Annotated in this window: 19 protein-coding genes; 10 read left to right on the top strand and 9 right to left on the bottom strand. The window is 71.6% G+C overall.

Annotated elements, in window-relative coordinates:
* Positions 1–59: 59 nt before the first annotated feature.
* Positions 60–1,613, bottom strand: a complete 1,554-nt coding sequence (locus EIZ44_RS28105; RefSeq protein ID WP_134732248.1) for a serine/threonine-protein kinase — start codon at positions 1,611–1,613, stop codon at positions 60–62.
* A gap of 107 nt (positions 1,614–1,720) precedes the next feature.
* Here EIZ44_RS28105 and EIZ44_RS28100 point away from each other — a divergent pair, with 107 nt between their 5' ends.
* The gene (locus tag EIZ44_RS28100; protein WP_167754298.1) at positions 1,721–2,191 is read left to right on the top strand and encodes a nuclear transport factor 2 family protein; all 471 of its coding nucleotides are present in this window, start codon (positions 1,721–1,723) and stop codon (positions 2,189–2,191) included.
* Positions 2,192–2,531: 340 nt separating this feature from the next.
* Here the strand turns inward: EIZ44_RS28100 and EIZ44_RS28095 are convergent, their stop codons facing one another.
* Genes EIZ44_RS28095 through EIZ44_RS28070 form a run of 6 tightly spaced genes read right to left on the bottom strand, consistent with a single transcriptional unit; the run spans position 2,532 to position 7,278 of the window.
* Positions 2,532–2,720, bottom strand: coding sequence for a hypothetical protein (locus tag EIZ44_RS28095; protein WP_134732244.1), 189 nt, complete (start codon positions 2,718–2,720; stop codon positions 2,532–2,534).
* Between the two features lie 2 nt (positions 2,721–2,722).
* On the bottom strand, positions 2,723–3,313 hold the full coding sequence (locus tag EIZ44_RS28090; protein WP_134661481.1) for a hypothetical protein: 591 nt from the start codon (positions 3,311–3,313) through the stop codon (positions 2,723–2,725).
* A 1-nt stretch (position 3,314) separates the two neighbouring features.
* Positions 3,315–3,989 (bottom strand): hypothetical protein, encoded by a 675-nt coding sequence (locus EIZ44_RS28085; RefSeq protein WP_134732242.1) that lies wholly within the window; start codon positions 3,987–3,989, stop codon positions 3,315–3,317.
* 45 nt (positions 3,990–4,034) lie between these two features.
* Complete coding sequence (locus EIZ44_RS28080; RefSeq protein WP_037805980.1) at positions 4,035–4,448, bottom strand: TIGR03668 family PPOX class F420-dependent oxidoreductase; 414 nt, start codon at positions 4,446–4,448, stop codon at positions 4,035–4,037.
* A 2-nt stretch (positions 4,449–4,450) separates the two neighbouring features.
* On the bottom strand, positions 4,451–5,350 hold the full coding sequence (locus tag EIZ44_RS28075) for a S66 peptidase family protein (RefSeq protein WP_134661478.1): 900 nt from the start codon (positions 5,348–5,350) through the stop codon (positions 4,451–4,453).
* Positions 5,347–7,278: a S9 family peptidase gene (locus tag EIZ44_RS28070; RefSeq protein ID WP_134732240.1), complete on the bottom strand. Its 1,932-nt coding sequence runs from the start codon at positions 7,276–7,278 to the stop codon at positions 5,347–5,349. The genes EIZ44_RS28075 and EIZ44_RS28070 overlap by 4 nt, the downstream gene beginning before the upstream one ends.
* A gap of 130 nt (positions 7,279–7,408) precedes the next feature.
* Between EIZ44_RS28070 and EIZ44_RS28065 the strand changes: the two genes are divergently transcribed.
* Genes EIZ44_RS28065 through EIZ44_RS28055 form a run of 3 tightly spaced genes read left to right on the top strand, consistent with a single transcriptional unit; the run spans position 7,409 to position 9,692 of the window.
* Positions 7,409–7,984, top strand: a complete 576-nt coding sequence (locus EIZ44_RS28065) for a DUF3090 domain-containing protein (RefSeq protein WP_037805986.1) — start codon at positions 7,409–7,411, stop codon at positions 7,982–7,984.
* 8 nt (positions 7,985–7,992) lie between these two features.
* On the top strand, positions 7,993–8,802 hold the full coding sequence (locus EIZ44_RS28060; protein ID WP_037805987.1) for an SCO1664 family protein: 810 nt from the start codon (positions 7,993–7,995) through the stop codon (positions 8,800–8,802).
* 11 nt (positions 8,803–8,813) lie between these two features.
* Complete coding sequence (locus EIZ44_RS28055; protein WP_037806615.1) at positions 8,814–9,692, top strand: phosphotransferase; 879 nt, start codon at positions 8,814–8,816, stop codon at positions 9,690–9,692.
* A gap of 55 nt (positions 9,693–9,747) precedes the next feature.
* On the opposite strand, the gene EIZ44_RS28050 is transcribed toward EIZ44_RS28055, so the two are convergent.
* A complete protein-coding gene (locus tag EIZ44_RS28050; protein ID WP_134732239.1) occupies positions 9,748–10,740 on the bottom strand; it encodes an aldo/keto reductase in 993 nt (330 codons plus the stop codon).
* A 161-nt stretch (positions 10,741–10,901) separates the two neighbouring features.
* Between EIZ44_RS28050 and EIZ44_RS28045 the strand changes: the two genes are divergently transcribed.
* From EIZ44_RS28045 to EIZ44_RS28025, 5 genes are all read left to right on the top strand, one after another.
* Positions 10,902–11,708 (top strand): DUF3097 domain-containing protein, encoded by an 807-nt coding sequence (locus tag EIZ44_RS28045; protein WP_134732237.1) that lies wholly within the window; start codon positions 10,902–10,904, stop codon positions 11,706–11,708.
* 92 nt (positions 11,709–11,800) lie between these two features.
* Positions 11,801–12,235 (top strand): NfeD family protein, encoded by a 435-nt coding sequence (locus EIZ44_RS28040; protein WP_037805993.1) that lies wholly within the window; start codon positions 11,801–11,803, stop codon positions 12,233–12,235.
* A gap of 116 nt (positions 12,236–12,351) precedes the next feature.
* Positions 12,352–13,692, top strand: coding sequence for an SPFH domain-containing protein (locus EIZ44_RS28035; RefSeq protein ID WP_439098625.1), 1,341 nt, complete (start codon positions 12,352–12,354; stop codon positions 13,690–13,692).
* Positions 13,693–13,861: 169 nt separating this feature from the next.
* Positions 13,862–14,098: a VOC family protein gene (locus tag EIZ44_RS28030; protein ID WP_134732235.1), complete on the top strand. Its 237-nt coding sequence runs from the start codon at positions 13,862–13,864 to the stop codon at positions 14,096–14,098.
* Positions 14,095–14,667 (top strand): dihydrofolate reductase family protein, encoded by a 573-nt coding sequence (locus EIZ44_RS28025; RefSeq protein ID WP_134732233.1) that lies wholly within the window; start codon positions 14,095–14,097, stop codon positions 14,665–14,667. Before EIZ44_RS28030 ends, EIZ44_RS28025 begins: the two co-directional genes overlap by 4 nt.
* Positions 14,668–14,689: 22 nt before the next feature.
* Here EIZ44_RS28025 and EIZ44_RS28020 read toward each other — a convergent pair whose 3' ends face one another.
* The gene (locus EIZ44_RS28020; RefSeq protein WP_134732231.1) at positions 14,690–16,033 is read right to left on the bottom strand and encodes an MFS transporter; all 1,344 of its coding nucleotides are present in this window, start codon (positions 16,031–16,033) and stop codon (positions 14,690–14,692) included.
* A 166-nt stretch (positions 16,034–16,199) separates the two neighbouring features.
* On the opposite strand from EIZ44_RS28020, the gene EIZ44_RS28015 reads away from it, so the two are divergent.
* Positions 16,200–16,769 (top strand): TetR/AcrR family transcriptional regulator, encoded by a 570-nt coding sequence (locus tag EIZ44_RS28015; RefSeq protein WP_037806002.1) that lies wholly within the window; start codon positions 16,200–16,202, stop codon positions 16,767–16,769.

The following is a 16,769-nucleotide window of genomic DNA, read 5'->3' as shown; positions in this document are numbered from 1 at the left end:
GGCCATCCTGGCGCGCCGCCGAGCCCGCCGCCTGCCCCTGACCGGGATACCCCGCGGTGTCAGAACATCTTGCTCAGCACGTCGTGCCAGGCGGTGACGGTCTGCGCGAGCTGCGCCCCGCTCTTGGCGGCCTCGGCCACCGCGCTCAACGCCAGCTTCGCCCGGCCGCGCTTCTGCTTCTCCCCGGGTTCAGCAGCCGCCTCGGCGATGTCCTTGACGTGGTAGAGGAGTTCCTCGCGCTCGTCCTCCGGCAGATCCGGATCCTCGCGCACCGCGGCCGAAAGCGCCTCGATCGCCTCGGCCAGCCGGTCGTCCCGTCCGGCGACCGGAGCCAGCACGGTCGTGATGTCCCGCACCGTGCTGTTGAGAATGAAGTTGCTGTGCGTCACGTCGCCGCCGATTTCGATGCGGTGGCCGGACTGCGGCGCGGAATCCCGTTTGTAGTCGGCCATGTTGCCGAGCACCTCCGTCAGATAGGCGAGAGCGATGGTGACGTAAGCCAGGTAGACGCGGGCGAAGCCGCCGTGGCTGAGCTGGCCGGTGTTCCACTGCGCGACCCACGGGAACCCCTCGGTGCCCCTGGCCAGCCGGCGGCGGATCTCCTCGGTCACGAACCCGTCCAGCACCCCGCCGTCCAGCTGCCAGCCGGAGCGGAACTTCGCGGGCCACGACCCGGTGAGCGCCCGCTCCCGCAGCTTGGCGGTGTCCGCGAGGAACTCCCGGAGGTCCTGCTCCATCGCCTCGCCCGACACGTGGTCCTTGAACCGCGCTTCCTTGGGCCGGTGCATGAGCGGAAGCAGCTTGGGCCGGGGAAGCGCGGCCAGCCCGTCCGCGACCGCGACGAGCGCGGCGTGCAGGTCGCCGAGAAGGGATTCCCATTCGCCGGGCGGCAGAACCGCGATCCCCGCGCCGTCGTCGGCCCGCCCGTAGCGGGTCTGCAGGCTGTCCCGGAACCGCTGGGCCAGCGCGCCGGTGAGCGTCGCCAGCAGACGCTCGGCTCCGGGATGGATGTCCGACACCAGATTCCGCCGGGCGGCCGCCCACCCGAGCAGGTCCTTGACCTGGGCGACCACCTCGCGGGTCGGACGGGTGCCGGTGCGCTCCGGCCCCCACCAGACGTTGTAGCGGCCCCAGTCTTCCTCTTCCTGGAAATAGCGCCCCGGTTCGCACAGCCGCTCGACCGGCGGGCGCAGCGCCTTCGCGCGGGCGCGGGCTTCCTCGGCGATGCGGACCGGGATCGCCGCGAGCACGTCGCGGATCGCCCGCCGGGCACTGTCGGCATCGGACACGGCTTCGCGCACCGTGCCGTCCAGCGACAGCTTCAGCGGACCCGGAGGCCGGGCGTCGGGCAGCTTGGCCGCCCGGGTCGCGCGCTGCCATTCGGTCGCCCGCGAATACCGCTCGCTGCGGGTCTTGTCCTTGGCGGACTTGGCGTTCGCCGCGACCGTCGTCTTGTTCTTTTCATACGCCTTCGACGCCAGCCACAGCCCGCCGCCGATCAACGCGATCCAGACGACGACGTTGAACCCGCCGGTCACCGCGTGGTCGACGTCGCTGTTGACCGCCGCGGCGATCAGCACCACGACGATGACGACCGCGATCGCACACCCCAAAACGCCCCCCCGCCCGGCCCGCACCGGGAGTGCGACCGCCGTCACAGCATGATGCCACGACCGGCCGGCGCGGGACGATGACAGCGGAACCCCGAGGGGAGAAGCCGGTGCAGGAACACGAACTCGACGCCTTGCTCGCCACGTCCCGCATCATCCGCACCTTCAACAGCTACTACCGCGCGGTCGACGAGCGGCAGTTCGACGCCCCGCGCTTCCAGCGCATCTTCGCGCCGGACGGCAAGATCGTGCGCCCGGGCGGCGCCGAAATCGCCGGACCGGCCGACATCGCGGACAGCCACGCCCGCAGCTTCGCCCGCTTCGAGGCGAGCCAGCACCTGCTCACCGGCCACGACGTCGACCTCGACGGCGCCACCGCCGAGGTGCGGGCGAATCTCGTGGCGATCCACCTGTGGAAAGACCGCCCGGTCACCGTGCGGATGGGGGACCGCGCGTTCACCGCGGGCGGCGTCGTCACCGCGGACCTGCGAGAAACCGGGAAAGGCTGGCGCATCACCGAAGTCCGCACCAGGATCCTGTGGCGGACCGGCTATTTCGGCGACCTGGCGCAGACCCGCTGACGGCGTCCGCGAACTGGCCGCAGAACCCGAGCTGCGGATCAGCGGCGCCGGGGACCGGGCCTTCACCGTGAGCTCGGCGTCGTCGGGCAGGCCTTTGCCGTGCGAGGAGAACCGGGTCACGACCGCGAGATCGTGGTCCCCGGACACCGTTTTCCCGCAGCCGAGCGCCTTGTCCAGCGCGGAGACGACCTGCTCGCCGGTATCGCCCGCGTACTCGGCGAGCCGCTGCCGGATCCACAGAGTGTCCTTTGTGGAGTACGCCTGCGCGCCGTCCCGCGCGGCCGCGTCCCAAGAAAGATCGCCAGCTCCCGGCTCCGCGTGACGACCCCGCGAGCACCGGTCAGCGCTTGAGCGCCCGGTACCGGTTGACCAGCGCGGCGACGGTCGCGTGGTCCGCATGGCGGTTGAGCGCGGCCACCAGATCGTCCGGGCACCGCTGGAACGCCTCGCCCCACCAGCGGCGGGCCCGGTTGTCCCAGACCTGGTACCCGCCGGGCACGCCCCGCGCCACGTAGCGCCGTTTCGCCATCGTCAGTCCCGGTCGAACGCCGCGGCGAACATCGGGGCCAGTTGCTTCAGCTTGGCCTGCAGCACCGGCGCTGCGACGCTGCTGCTGCCGGTCCGGACGGCGAGCAGCCGGTCTCCGCGGCCGAGCACCAGCACGCAACTGGTCAGCCTCGGCTCCCGGAACCGGCGGCAGAACGCCAGGTGCCGGTCGGCGAGACCGGAAACGGAGAACCGCGTGGCCAGGTCGGGGTACTTGCTGCAGCTCAGCGACTCCTCGAGGACGGTGACCATCTGCTCGCCGGAATACCCCTCGTACTGCGCCGCCAGCTGCCAGACCTCCAGCTCCCCGGCGCTGGCAGTCGCCTGCACGTTGCTGCGCAAGGCGGACTCCCACGGCTGCTTGCCCTCGCACGCCGCCACGACGTGCAGCGGCGTGATCCACTTGACGGCAAAGGAAGACGGAGCCTGCTTCTGCTTGGCCCCCGCCTCGCTCAACTGCTTCTCGTCCGGCAGGTATCGGGTGAGCTCGTCCGCGGAAGACGACGCCGGGGGAGGGGTGCTCGCGCAGCCTCCGGCGAGCAGGACGAGCCCCAGCAGCGTGATGAGTCTTCGCATGTCAATCCTGGTCGAACGCGGCGGTGAAGGTCGGAGCCAGCCGCTTCAGTTCGGCTTGCTGTTCCTCGGCGCTCGCGAGCCAGCCGGCGGCGGTGAGCGCGAGCACGCGGTTGCCGTGCGCGAACACCAGGACGCACCCGGCCACCCGCGCGTTCAACTGACCGCAGAAACCGAGGTGCGGGTCGGCGACCCCGGCGACCGAGAACCGCGACTTCACCGCCAGCCGCCGTCCTTCGACCACCGCGCTCCCGCAGTCCAGCGCGGTACGGAGACCGGAAACGACCTGCTCGCCGGAGAAACCCCGGTACTCCGCGAGCAGTTCGTCGATCTGCATCTGGTCGGTCACGGACACCGCCCGCACCCCGTTCTGCGCGGCGGAATCCCACGGCTGGTCCGCGCCGCACGCCCGCACGATGCGCAGCGAAGTGCCGGGGGAGACGCGCGTCCGGTGCTGCTGGATGCGGACCCGGGCCGCGGACAATTGCTCATCGCTCGGCAGATACTTCGTGAGGTCTTTCGCGACCGGAGCAGCCGAAGCCGAAGCGGACACCGGCGCAGAACTGGTCGCCGAACTGGACGGCGGGCCCGCACTCGGCGCCGAAGGCGCTGCCGGGGTTTCCGCGGCACAGCCCGCGACCAGCAGGACAAGACCGGTCACCGCGACGGAAATACGCATGATCCTCCCCATTCGGGAGAAAGATCGCCGGACTCCGGTCCAGCGTTACGACCCCGCCCAGCCCCGCCAGGCCCGCACCTCGGTCACCACCACCGCATGCTCCGGCGGCCGTTCCGCGTACTGCGGATACTTCGCGGCCAGCCATTCGACGTACGAGTCCCGCGAAGCATCGGCGACCACCCGCGCCACCCCGTCCGCGCGCGCCCACCACAAGCGCGACCAGTCCTCGTCGTACTCGTCGACCAGGAACGACACCACCGGGTTCTCCGCGATATTCGCCAGCCGCCGCAACGACGTCGTGGTCTTCGGCTTGTGGTCGACCGCGAACACCACCGTGTCCTCGCGCACCGCGAACGTCACCGGCACCAGATGCGGGACCCCGCGACTGTCCACTGTGGCCAGCCGGGCCACCCGTGCCGCCGCGAACCGGGCCCGGGTTTCCACAGTGGACAGTCGCATGCTCAGTCCAGCGCGGGGGAGTCGAGGGTCAGCGTGCCCAGTTCGGTGTCGAGCGAGGCCGAAACGCCGAGCGGCACCGTCGGCGACCCCGCCACGTGCCCGAAGCCGAACCCGCTCAGCACCGGGACCCCGAGCGGCGACAACCGTTCCGCCAGCAGTTCGCGGACCTCCGCCGGGTCGCCGCACGCGGCCCACGAGCCCAGCACGATGCCGCGCACGCCGTCGAACCAGCCCGAGCGCAGCAGCTGCGTCACCATCCGGTCGATCCGGTACGGGCTCTCGGTCACGTCCTCCAGCAGCACGATCCCGCCGCGCGCGGACCCCTGCTCGGCCGTGCCGATCCCGGACGCGAGCAGCGACAGGTTCCCGCCCACCAGCACGCCCAGCGCACGGCCGGGCACCACGACGTCCGGCTCCCGCGCCCGCAGCACCCGCGCGTGGTCCGGCTCGAACAACGTCCGCCGCAGGTGCTCCGCCGCGGGCTCGTCGAACAGCACGCTCGCGGGCATCGGCGAAAGCAGCGACGCGAGGCCCAGATGCGTGTGCACGGCCCGGTGCAGCGCGGTCACGTCGCTCGACCCGGCCAGCACCTTCGGACCGGCGGCCCGCAGCGCCGCCCAGTCCACCAGATCGATCATCCGCTGCGTCCCGTACCCGCCGCGCGCCGCCAGCACGCACCGGACCTCCGGGTCCAGCCACGCCTCGGCGAACTCCGCCGCCCGCGCCTGGTCCGGCGCGGACAGATACGACCCGCCCGAAGCCCGCACCCCGGCGCCGACCCGCACCTTCACGCCCCAGCTGCCCAGCACCGGCAACGCGGCGTCCAGCAGATCCTGCGGCACCGGCCCGGACGGCGCGACGAGCGCGACCGTGTCCCCGGCGGAAAGTCTCGCGGGCCTCATCGGGACAGCTCCAGCCGCGGCACGTCCGGCGTTTCGAAGCCGAACACCTGGCCGTAGAAGGAAAGTTCGGCCTCCAGCGCGGCGACGATCGTCTCCGCCTTCCGGAACCCGTGCTGCTCGCCCTCGAACCGCAGGTACGCGTGCGGGATCCCGCTGCCGTCGATCTCGGAGACGAACCGGTCCGCCTGCTCCGGCGGGCAGATCTGGTCCTCCAGCCCCTGCAGGAACAGCACCGGCCCGGCCAGCGCGCCCACGTGCGTCATCGGCGAGCGCTCCCGGTACCGGTCGGCGGCCTCCGGATACGGGCCGACCATGCTCACCAGGTACTGCGATTCGAAGTCGTGCGTTTCCCCGCCCTCGCCGGTCCATCCGGTGAAGTCGAGGATCGGGAACTTCACCGTCGCCGCCGCGTAGGTGCGGGTCATCGTGATCGACGCGGCCGAGGTGAACCCGCCCGCGCTGCCGCCCCGGATGCCCAGCCGGGCCCGGTCGGCGATCCCTTCCGCGACAAGCGCTTCGGCGACCGCCGCGCAGTCGCGCACGTCCACCACGCCCCACTGCTCCCGCAGCCGCTCGCGGAACGCCCGCCCGTATCCGGTGGAGCCGCCGTAGTTCACCGCGACCACGCCGATGCCGCGGCTGGTGAAGTACGCGAAGTCCAGGTCGAGCGATTCGTCGCTGTGCCCGGTCGGCCCGCCGTGCACATGCACCACGTACGGCGGCAGTTCGCCTTCCGGCGCGGCGAAGTCCGGGTTCGTCGGCGGGAACACGTACGCCGGGATCTCCGCGCCGTCCGGTCCGGTGAACACGCGCTCCTGCGGCACCGGCAGGTACTCCGCGGGCGGCAGCGAGGCCGGCTGCGGCGTGAGGGCGCGCCACTTCCCGGTGTCCGGGTCCAGCACCACGACCGCGCTCTCGTGCCGAGGCCCGCCCGCGATCCCGGCGATCCCGTCCGGCGTCGCGGCCAGCCCGCTCGACGACCACACGGTCAGCTCGGTGTCGACGCGCGTCACCGAACCGTCGCTCTCGTCCAGAATCGCGAGCTTGCCGGAATCGAGGACCGCGTGCTTCCCGCCGCCCAGCGGGGCGAACCAGCTCGTGCCGAGCTTCCACATCGGCCCGCCCAGTTCGCGTTCCGCCGGCGCCAGGTTCGCCACCGAACCGTCGAGCCCGACCCGGTGCAGGTTCCACCAGCCGTCCGGGTCGGCGAGCACGAGCAGCTGGTCCGCGGACTCCCACGCCACCTGGCACACCGCGACCTCCGGCCCGCCCGCCAGCACGCGCGCCTCCCCGAACGACCCGTCCGCCGCCACCGGCGCGACGAACAGCTCGGTCCCGTCCCACGGCATCGCCGGGTGGTCCCACGCGAGCCACGCGGCGTGCGCACCGTCCGGCGACAGCTGCGGCGCGGTGAAGAACCGGTGCCCCTCCACGAGCACCCGTTCGGCGGAGCCGTTCAGCGGGATCGCGACCAGCTCGCGGGAGATGTCCGTGCGCCGCGGCCCGGTGCTGCGCTCGCGGACCGCCCACACCTCGCCCTCGCGACCGGGCCGGAGATCGCCGTACCGGACGCCCTGCGGCGTGGCCGGTTCCGGCGTCAGCGGGGCGACCTCGCCGTCCTTGAGCGCGTACACCCGCTGATCGGCCCAGTGCGTGAACACCACGACGCCGCCGACCGCGAGCCACGGCCGCCCGCCGTACTCGTGCACCCGGTTCCGGACGTTCCACGGCGCGGGCAGCACGTCCTCGGCGCCGCCGCCGGGAAGCGCGCGCACGAGCGCGACCCGGCCGCCTTCGGCGGGCCGCGCCTCCGCCCACCAGAGCGCGCCGTCGACCGCGGCGAGCCATTGCGCGCCGCCGCCGGCGGCCGCGGCGCCGGCCGCTGTGACGGGAGAGGTCCAGGTTCCATGAGGAGAGATGCGAGGCACCCGGAAAGCCTAACGAGGATCCGCTGCGTGTCCGGATCCGCACGCACCGCGCAGGAATCGCGCGCGAAGGTCCCTCAACCCGGGGCGGCGGATGCCGATCATGCGTCCGTGGCCTAGGGTCGAAGACGCTATGTCACGCGTAATCCACGTCTTCCGCAAGCCCGACCGGTTCGTGGCCGGCACGGTCGGCGAGCCCGGCGACCGCACCTTCTACCTCCAGGCGACGGAGGACGTGCGGACGATCAGCGTCACGATCGAAAAACAGCAGGTCGTCGTCCTCGCGGAGCGGCTCGGGTCGCTCCTGGAGGAAGTCGCCAGCCGGTTCGGCGCCGACGTGCCCAGCCACGCCCCCGACGACGAGGTCGACACCGACCCGCTCACGGTGCCCGTCGAGGAGGAGTTCCGGGTCGGCACGATGGGGCTCGGCTGGGACGCCGACTCCGGCGCGGTCGTCGTGGAACTGCTCGCGATCACCGAGGGCGAGATCGACGAGACCGTCGTGCTCGACGACACCGAGGAAGGCCCGGACGCGGTCCGCGTGTTCCTCACCCCGGTCGCCGCCCGCGCCTTCGCCGAACGCGCCGACCGCGTCGTGAACGCCGGCCGCAAGCCGTGCCCGCTGTGCGGCGAACCGCTCGACCCGGCCGGGCACATCTGCCCGCGGCAGAACGGGTACCGGCGCGACGTCGACGTGACCGAGGACTGAGGGCGGCTGTGGCGAGCACCGCGCCAGGGCCTGCCGACCCCGCCGCCCGCGATTTCGTCTCCCGCGGGCGCATCGACGTCGAAGGCAGGCTCGTCGACGCCTCCAACGTGACGCTGTTCTGCGCGATCGAACTCGACGGCGTCACCGGCCGCGTCGTGTACAAGCCGGTGTCGGGGGAGCGGCCGCTGTGGGACTTCCCGGACGGCACGCTGGCCGGCCGCGAGGTCGCGACCGCGATGATCTCCGACGCCTGCGGCCTCGGCGCGATCCCGCCGACCGTGCTGCGCGACGGCCCGTTCGGGCCCGGCATGGTGCAGCTGTGGGTCGAGACCGACGAGGACGCCGAAGTGGTCGACGTCTGCGCGCCCGACGAGGTCCCCGAAGGCTGGCGCACCGTGCTGCACGCGCACGACCGGCTCGGCGAACCGGCGGTGCTCGTCCACGCCGACCACCCGGACCTGCGCGAACTCGCGGTCCTCGACATCGTCGTCAACAACACCGACCGCAAGGGCGGGCACCTGCTGGCCGGCACCGACGGCCACGTCTACGGCGTGGACCACGGCATCTGCCTGCACACCGACCCGAAGCTGCGCACCGTGCTGTGGGGCTGGATCGGCGAGGACCTGCCCGAGGACGCCGTCGAGAAGCTGCGGAAACTCCGCGCGGACCTCGACGGCCGCCTCGGCGCGGAACTCGGCGAACACCTGACCGCCTTCGAGATCCGGGCGCTCTCGCAGCGCACCGACTACCTGCTCGCCGAGGCGGTGTTCCCCGAGCCCGGCGACGACTGGCGCGCGATCCCCTGGCCGCTGTTCTGATGGCGGAATCCATGGACACCGCCCTGATGGACGCCGACGCCCGCGCCCGCCTCGTCACCCGGTTCGGCCCCGTCGCCGAAGCCTGGTGCGACGCGCTGCCCACGCTCGTCGAGCGGCTCTGCCGCCAGTGGGGCCTCACCGTCTCCGAGGCCCGGCCCGGCAACACCGGCCGCACCCTGCTCTGCCGCGACGGCGAGGGCGCGCTGAAGGTGCTCAAACTCTGCCCGGACCGCGCGATCGCGACCGCCGAGGCGACCGCTCTGGGCTCCTGGGCCGGACTGTCGCGGGTCGTCCAGATCCTCGACGCCGACCTCGACCACGGCGCCGTCCTGCTCGAAGGACTCGAACCCGGCGACACGTTCACCGGACGCGGCGCCGACGTCCCCTGGGACCAGATCGGCGAACTGCTCGCCGACGTGCACGGCGTCCCCGCCGCCGGTCCGTTCCCGACCCAGCTCGAACGCGTCCGGTTCATGTTCGGCCTCGCCGAGCAACGCCTCGCCGGGTCCCCGGCCGAAGCGCACCTGCCGCTGGAAGCGCTGCGCACCGGCCTCGCCCGGTCCGAGAAACTGGCGGCCAGCGGCCCGATCGCCCTCGTGCACGGCGACCTGCACCCCGGCAACGTCCTCGACGCCGGACCGGAACGCGGCGCGGTCGCGATCGACCCGCGCCCGTGCGTCGGCGATCCAGCTTTCGACGCCGTCGACTGGGCAGTCCTGCCGATGGCCCACGGCGGTGCCGTCGAGGACGGGATCGCCGAGCTCCCGCACCTCGACGGCGACCGGGTCCGCGCGTGGTGCGTCGCGCTCGCCCCGCTGGTCGCGATGGGCCCGCTCCGCCGCGGCGGACCGACGCCGTTCACGGACGCGGTGCTGCGGATGGCTCGCTGAGCCGGACCGTCCGACCCGAAGACTCCTGCCGGGCTGAACCCTCGCGACCAAGCGACTAGCCCCGGGCGACCTCAGCGGTGTGCGCGGGGGTGTAGCGCTCGCCCCGCACCTGGTCGCTCAGCGGCTCCAGTGCGGCCAGCGCCTCGGCGTCCAGAACGATCTCCAGCGCGGCCGCGTTCTGCTCCAGCCGGGCCGGGCTGCGGGTGCCCGGAATCGCCGCCACCGCCACCCCGAGCCGCTCGGTCTGGGCATACACCCAGGCCAGCGCCACCTGAGCCGGCGTCGCACCCAGCCGGTCGGCCACGTCGCGCACGGTCTGCGCGATCTTCTCGTTGGCGTCGCCCGCCTCGCCGGCGAAGCGGGGATTGGTGCGCCGGAAGTCCTTCTCGCCCAACGCGGAGCGATCCAGGGCCCCGGTCAGGAACCCCCGCCCCAGCGGCGAGTACGGCACCAGCCCGACCCCCAGCTCGGCCATCACCGGGGTGACCGCCTCGACGTCGCGCGTCCACAGCGAGTACTCGCTCTGCACCGCGGCGATCGGATGCACCGCGTGCGCCCGGCGCAGCAGCTCGCCGTCGACCTCGGACAAGCCCAGATGCCGGACCTTGCCCGCCTGGACCAGCTCGGCCATCGCCCCGACGGTCTCCTCGATCTCCACGTCCTGGGGTGGGCGGTGCGCGTAGTACAGGTCGATCACGTCGACGCCCATCCGCAGCAACGACGCGTCGCAGGAGCGCAGCACGAAGTCCCGGGCGCCGCGGATGCGCCGCGCGCGGTCGCCGACGCTGCGGTCGATGCCGAACTTCGTGGCCAGCTGCACCTGGTCGCGGCGGCCGTGGACGGCGCGGCCCACCAGCACCTCGTTGTGCCCGGCACCGTAGGCGTCGGCGGTGTCCAGGAACGTGACGCCCAGCTCCAGGGCACGGTCGATGGTCGCGAGGCCGCCGTCCCAGTCGGAGGCGCCGTAGCTTTCGCTCATCCCCATGCACCCCAGTCCCATCGCGCTGACGCGAAGACCGGACGAGCCGAGCGTGGTTCGGGTGATCATGCGGTTGCTCCTCCTGCCCGGCGGACCCGGGCGGCACCTCGACGGCTGACGCCACCGACGCTAGGAGCTGGACCGCGCTCCACGTCAAGCCGGCGCATCGGCCGCCCGTCCCCGGCGTGGCGGCGGGACGCCCCGGCGCTGCGCCGATAACGTGCCCGACCGTGCGCTATCACGACGTGCTGTCCGGCCCCCGCAAGCGGAAAGTGCCGGAGGTCCCGGCCGAACCAGGGCTCGTGGTCGAAGACCCGGCCAGCGGGTACTGCGGCGCGGTGGTGAAGATCGAATACGGCAACGTCGTCCTCGAGGACGCCAAGGGCCGCCACCGGGTGTTCCCGCTCGCGCCCGCCGCGTTCCTGCTGGAAGGCAAACCGGTCACGCTCGTGCCGGTCAAGAAGACCGCCGCCCCCGCGCGGCAGGTGTCCGCGTCCGGTTCGGTCCGCGTGCAGGGGCTGCAGGCCCGGGTCGCGCGCGACTCCCGGATCTGGGTCGAGGGCAAGCACGACGCCGAACTGGTCGAACGCGTCTGGGGACACGACCTGCGCGTCGAAGGCGTCGTCGTGGAACCGCTCGACGGCGTCGACGTGCTGGCCGACCGGATCGCCGAATTCGGCACCGGACCCGGCCGCAGGCTCGGCGTGCTGGTCGACCATCTCGTCGCGGGCAGCAAGGAATCCCGGCTGGTCGGGCAGATCCGCGACGAGCAGGTGCTGGTCACCGGCCACCCGTACATCGACGTCTGGCAGGCGGTGAAACCCGCGTCGGTCGGCATCCGCGCCTGGCCGGAGATCCCGCGCGGCGTCGAGTGGAAGACCGGCATCTGCGACGCGCTCGGCTGGGGCGAACCGTACGAGGGATGGCAGCGTGTGCTCGCCGGGGTGCGCAGCTTCCGCGATCTCGAAACGCCGCTGATCGGCGCGGTGGAACGGCTCATCGACTTCGTGACCGAACCGGGTGGCGACGCTCCGTAGTGTCCGGTATGTCGGAAAAATCCAAGGTCACGCGTCGGTCACGTCGAGTAGTTTGCCCGGTGCGAAACGACGCGATCTGAGAGCATGAGGGCATGGCAGCGGCTCTGATCTGGCTGATCATCGGCATCGTCCTGATGATCGCGGAGGTGATCTCCGGGGACTTCGTGCTGATCATGCTCGGCGTCGGCGCGCTGCTCGGAGCCGGCTCGGAGGCGCTGACCGGCAACATCTACATCGACGTCGCCGTCTTCGCGGTCAGCTCGGTCGGGCTGCTCGCGCTCGCCCGCCCGGCGCTCAAACGCCGCTTCCTGGCCGGGTCGGCCATCCCCACCGGCATCGACGCGCTGGTCGGAGCCCGGGCCGTCGTGGTGTCCACTGTGGACTACGATGCTGGCCAGGTGAAAATCGGCGGCGAGGTGTGGTCGGCGCGCGCCGTGCACGAATCGCAGCCGCCGATCGCTCCGGGCACCAGCGTCACGGTCGTCGAGATCTCCGGCGCCACGGCCGTGGTGGACATCGTCTCGTGAGGTTCCGTCCGAGGAAAAACGGTACTAGGTAAGGGGAAACGCTCTTGTCGACAATAGCGATCGTCGTGGTCGCACTGCTGGCTCTGTTCGTCATCATCACGGTGGTCAAGGCGATCATGGTGGTGCCACAGGCCCAGTCGGCGGTGATCGAGCGGCTCGGCCGGTTCCGCACGGTCGCTTCGCCCGGCCTGACCTTCCTCGTCCCGTTCCTGGACAAGGTGCGCGCGCGGATCGACCTGCGCGAGCAGGTCGTGTCGTTCCCGCCGCAGCCGGTGATCACCGAGGACAACCTGACGGTGAACATCGACACCGTCGTGTACTTCCAGGTCACCGACTCGCGCGCGGCCGTCTACGAGATCTCGAACTACATCATCGGCGTCGAGCAGCTCACCACCACCACGCTCCGCAACGTGGTCGGCGGCATGAGCCTGGAGGAGACGCTGACCTCCCGCGACTCGATCAACACGCAGCTGCGCGGCGTGCTCGACGAGGCCACCGGCCGCTGGGGCATCCGCGTCGCCCGCGTCGAGCTGAAGGCGATCGAGCCGCCCGCCTCCATCCAGGACTCGATGGAGAAGCAGATGCGCGCCGACCGGGAGAAGCGCGCGATGATCCTCACCGCCGAAGGCCAGCGGGAATCGTCGATCAAGACGGCCGAAGGCCAGAAGCAGAGCCAGATCCTCGCCGCGGAAGGCCAGAAGCAGGCCGCGATCCTCGCCGCCGAGGCGGAACGGCAGTCGCGGATCCTGCGCGCGCAGGGTGAACGAGCCGCCCGCTACCTCCAGGCACAGGGCCAGGCGAAGGCGATCGAGAAGGTGTTCGCCGCGATCAAGGCCGGCCGCCCGACGCCGGAAGTCCTTGCCTACCAGTACCTGCAGACCCTGCCGCAGATGGCGCAGGGCGACGCGAACAAGGTCTGGATGATCCCGAGCGACTACGGCAAGGCCCTCGAAGGCTTCGCCCGCGCGCTCGGCGCCCCGGGCGACGACGGCGTGTTCCGGTACGAACCGCCCAAGGACGACACGCCCGCCAAGCCGGACCTCGACGACGACGAGGTCGCCGGCTGGTTCGACACCAGCAGCGACCCGAAGGTCGCCGAGGCGGTCGCCGCCGCGGAAGCGGTGGCGCGCAAGGAAGTCGACGGACCGCTGGGCGCGTCGACGGAGCGCCGGGCGATCGGCGGGGCTCCGGCGAAGCGGGAGGCTCCCGAGCCGGTGCAGGAGGAAGAGCCGCCCGCACCGCCGGAGCGCCCGCAGCCGAGTGCGCCGCCGCCTGCTCAGCAGCAGCAGTCGCTGCCGCAGCCGCAGCCCCCGGCCGGGCCGCCGCCGGGCGGGCCGTACCAGGGCCCGCCGCCGCAGCAGTTCGGCGGACCGCAGGGCCCCGGACCGGGCAGCGGACCGTTCCCGCAGCAAGGCCCGTTCGGCGGACCGCAGGGCGGACCGCCGCCGCAGCGCTGATCGCGTCACGCACAGGGGCTGCCACTCCGATTTTCGGGGTGGCAGCCCCTTTTTCTGTGCCTGCCGCCGAAAAAGAATCTCGCCCCTGGGTTGTCGAATCCGGCACCGCGCGTTCGACGCACTGGTGAAAGCGGCGCACCGCAAGGCCAGGCGCGACGGAGGCACCGGAATGCGGACATTGCACCTCGGACTGCGGGTGACCGACCTCGATCGGTCGCTGGCGTTCTACCCGGCGATCGGCTACGAGACGGGCACCGGCGTGAGCCACCTGGTCGTGCAGGTCAAGTCGAGGGCCGACACGCTCGCCGCGCTGGCCGCCCGCCGGATCGAACTCGTCCAGTGGCCCGCTCACCACGCCGACGGCATGACCATCGTCGACTTCCTCGAAAAGGAGATCGGGAAATGAGCAGAACCCCAGTGCGGCTGTACATGTCCGTGTCCGTCGACGGATACATCGCCGGCCCGGACGACCGGCCCGGCCAGGAGCTCGGCCGCGACGGATTCCGGCTGTTCGACTGGCTCGACGACCGGGCGGAGGAGGGGATCAACGGGCAGGTGTACGCCGAGGCATCCGCGACCGGCGCGGTGATCTCCGGACGCCGCACGTTCGAGCTGGCCAACCGGTGGCACGGCGACCACCACGACGGCGTCCCGATCCACGTGCTCACCCACCATGTCGACCCGGGCGACGCGCCGCCGGGCAGCGCGAAGTTCTACACCGACGTCAACGCGTGCGCCGACGAAGCCCGCGACAAAGCGGGGGAGCGGGCCGTGCTGGTCCACGGCGCGGGCGCGGCGCAGGCACTCCTGGCCGCGGACCAGCTCGACGAAATCGAACTGCACCTGATTCCGGTGCTGCTGGGCGCGGGACGGCGGCTGTTCGAACCGACCGGGCTCGGCCGCGTCGAACTCGAGCCCGTGCGGCGGCTCGAAGGCCGCGGCGTCACCCACCTCCGTTACCGCGTAGTCCGGTGACATCCGGACTACGCGGCTCTCGTCAGCGCGCGTACACGCCGACGTCGTCGATGTTGGCCTTCGAGCGATCAGGCAGCGCGATCACGCACGCCACGGTCACCACGACCGACGCGACAATGTAGATCGAGATCGAGTACGGCGTGCCGGTGGTGTGCAGCAACCAGGTCGCCAGCAGCGGCGCGGGACCGCCCGCGAACACCGACGCCAGCTGATATCCCAGCCCCGCCCCGCCGTAGCGCAGATGCGTCGGGAAACTCTCGCCGATCAGCGCCGCCTGCGGGCCGTACTGCATCGAGTGCGCGACAAGGGACACGATGATGGCGAGGAAGATCATCCCGTGCCCGCTGTGGGTCAGGACCGTGAAGTACGGGAACGCGATCACTCCGGTCAGCACCGCGCCGGTCAGGTACACCTGTTTGCGCCCGATCCGGTCGGAGAACTGGGAAAACAGCGGGATCAGCACCAATTCCGCCGCGGCCCCGACCAGGACCGCGTTGAGCACGAACGTTTTGCTGAACTCCGGTCGCTGCACGACGTAGACCAGGACGTAGCTGGTGAACAGGTAGAACGGCATCTGCTCGCTGAAGCGCAACCCGGCCGACAGCAGGATTTCCCGCCAGTGGCGCCGGACCACGTCCTTCACCGGGGCTTTCGACGTGCGCTTGGCCGCGACCGCCGCGGCGAACATCGGCGTTTCCAGAATCCGCAGCCGGATGACCAGGCCGATCGCCACCAGCACCAGGCTCAGCAGGAACGGGATCCGCCAGCCCCACGAGGAAAATGCTTCCGGCGAAAGGGTCGCCGACAGCAGGGTCATCCCGCCGGTGCCGAGCACGAGACCGACCGGGACGCCGACTTGCGCGAAACTCGCCAGCAGGCCGCGTCGTCGCTGGTCGCCCCATTCCATGGCCAGCAGCACCGAACCGCTCCACTCGCCGCCGATCGCGATGCCCTGCACCAGGCGCAGCAGGACGAGGATCAACGGGGCGGCGACGCCGATGGTCGCCGCGCCGGGAAGCAGGCCGACCACGGCCGAGGACAGGCCCATCAGCAGGAGCGTCACGATGAGCGTCGCCTTGCGGCCGAGCCGGTCGCCCCAATGGCCGAAAATCGCCGCGCCGACCGGGCGGGCCGCGAAACCGACCGCGTAGGTCGCGAACGACTGCATCACCCCGGCGTAGGCCGACGACGCGGGGAAGAACAGATGGGGAAAGACCAACGCCGCGGCGGTGTTGTAGAGGAAGAAGTCGTACCACTCGATGGTGGTTCCGATCGACCCGGCCAGGGCCGCCCGGCGTACCTGCACCCGCCGGTCGCCGGTCGACGCTTGGACTGACTGGGTGACCTCGTTGTCGCCTAGAGTCATGGTCGTGCACCTCTCGTGACGGTCGTCACACTACAGTGTGAACGACCGGCAGAGGTTTGACGATTCCTGACGCCTGCTCCGGACGGGTTGTTTCCGCCGCTGCGGCACGCCGGACGGACCAGTATCGGGCGACGCGCGGCCAGCACGCGCGACTACCATCACAGCCGTGACGGAGGACAAACCGCTGCGCGCCGACGCGCGGCGAAACCGCGCCAAGGTGCTCGAAGCCGCCGAGACGGTCTTCGCGGCCAAGGGCACCGGTGCGCCGACCGAAGAGGTCGCGCGCGAGGCCGGCGTCGGCATCGGCACGGTGTTCCGGCACTTCCCCACGAAAGAAGCGCTCCTGGAAGCCGTGCTCTACGCGCGGCTGCACCGGTTCGTCGACGAGGCCGACGCGGTCGTCGCGCAGAACGCCGAGGACGCCGGAGCCGCGTTTTTCACCTTCCTCACCAGCTGGATCGAGATGTCCAGCGCCAAAAACGCCTACTTCGAAGCGCTCAGCTCGGCCGGCGTGTGCGTCCCCAGCACGGGTTCGGTGATCGGGGAGCGGCTGCGCGAATCCCTCGGCGTGCTCCTGCGCCGCGCCCAGGACAGCGGCGCGGTGCGGCGCGACGTCACCACCACCGAACTGATCCCGGTGATCATCGGCACCGCGAAGGCCGCCGAGCACGTCGGGTCCGACCGCGCGCTGCGGGACCGCACGATCGCAATCCTCTTCGACGGCCTCCGCACCTGA

Origin of the sequence: Amycolatopsis nivea (assembly GCF_004522235.1) — a bacterium.
Lineage (GTDB): Bacteria > Actinomycetota > Actinomycetes > Mycobacteriales > Pseudonocardiaceae > Amycolatopsis > Amycolatopsis nivea.
The sequence above is the reverse complement of the archived record's forward strand: the minus strand, read 5'-3'. Positions and strand labels throughout refer to the sequence as shown.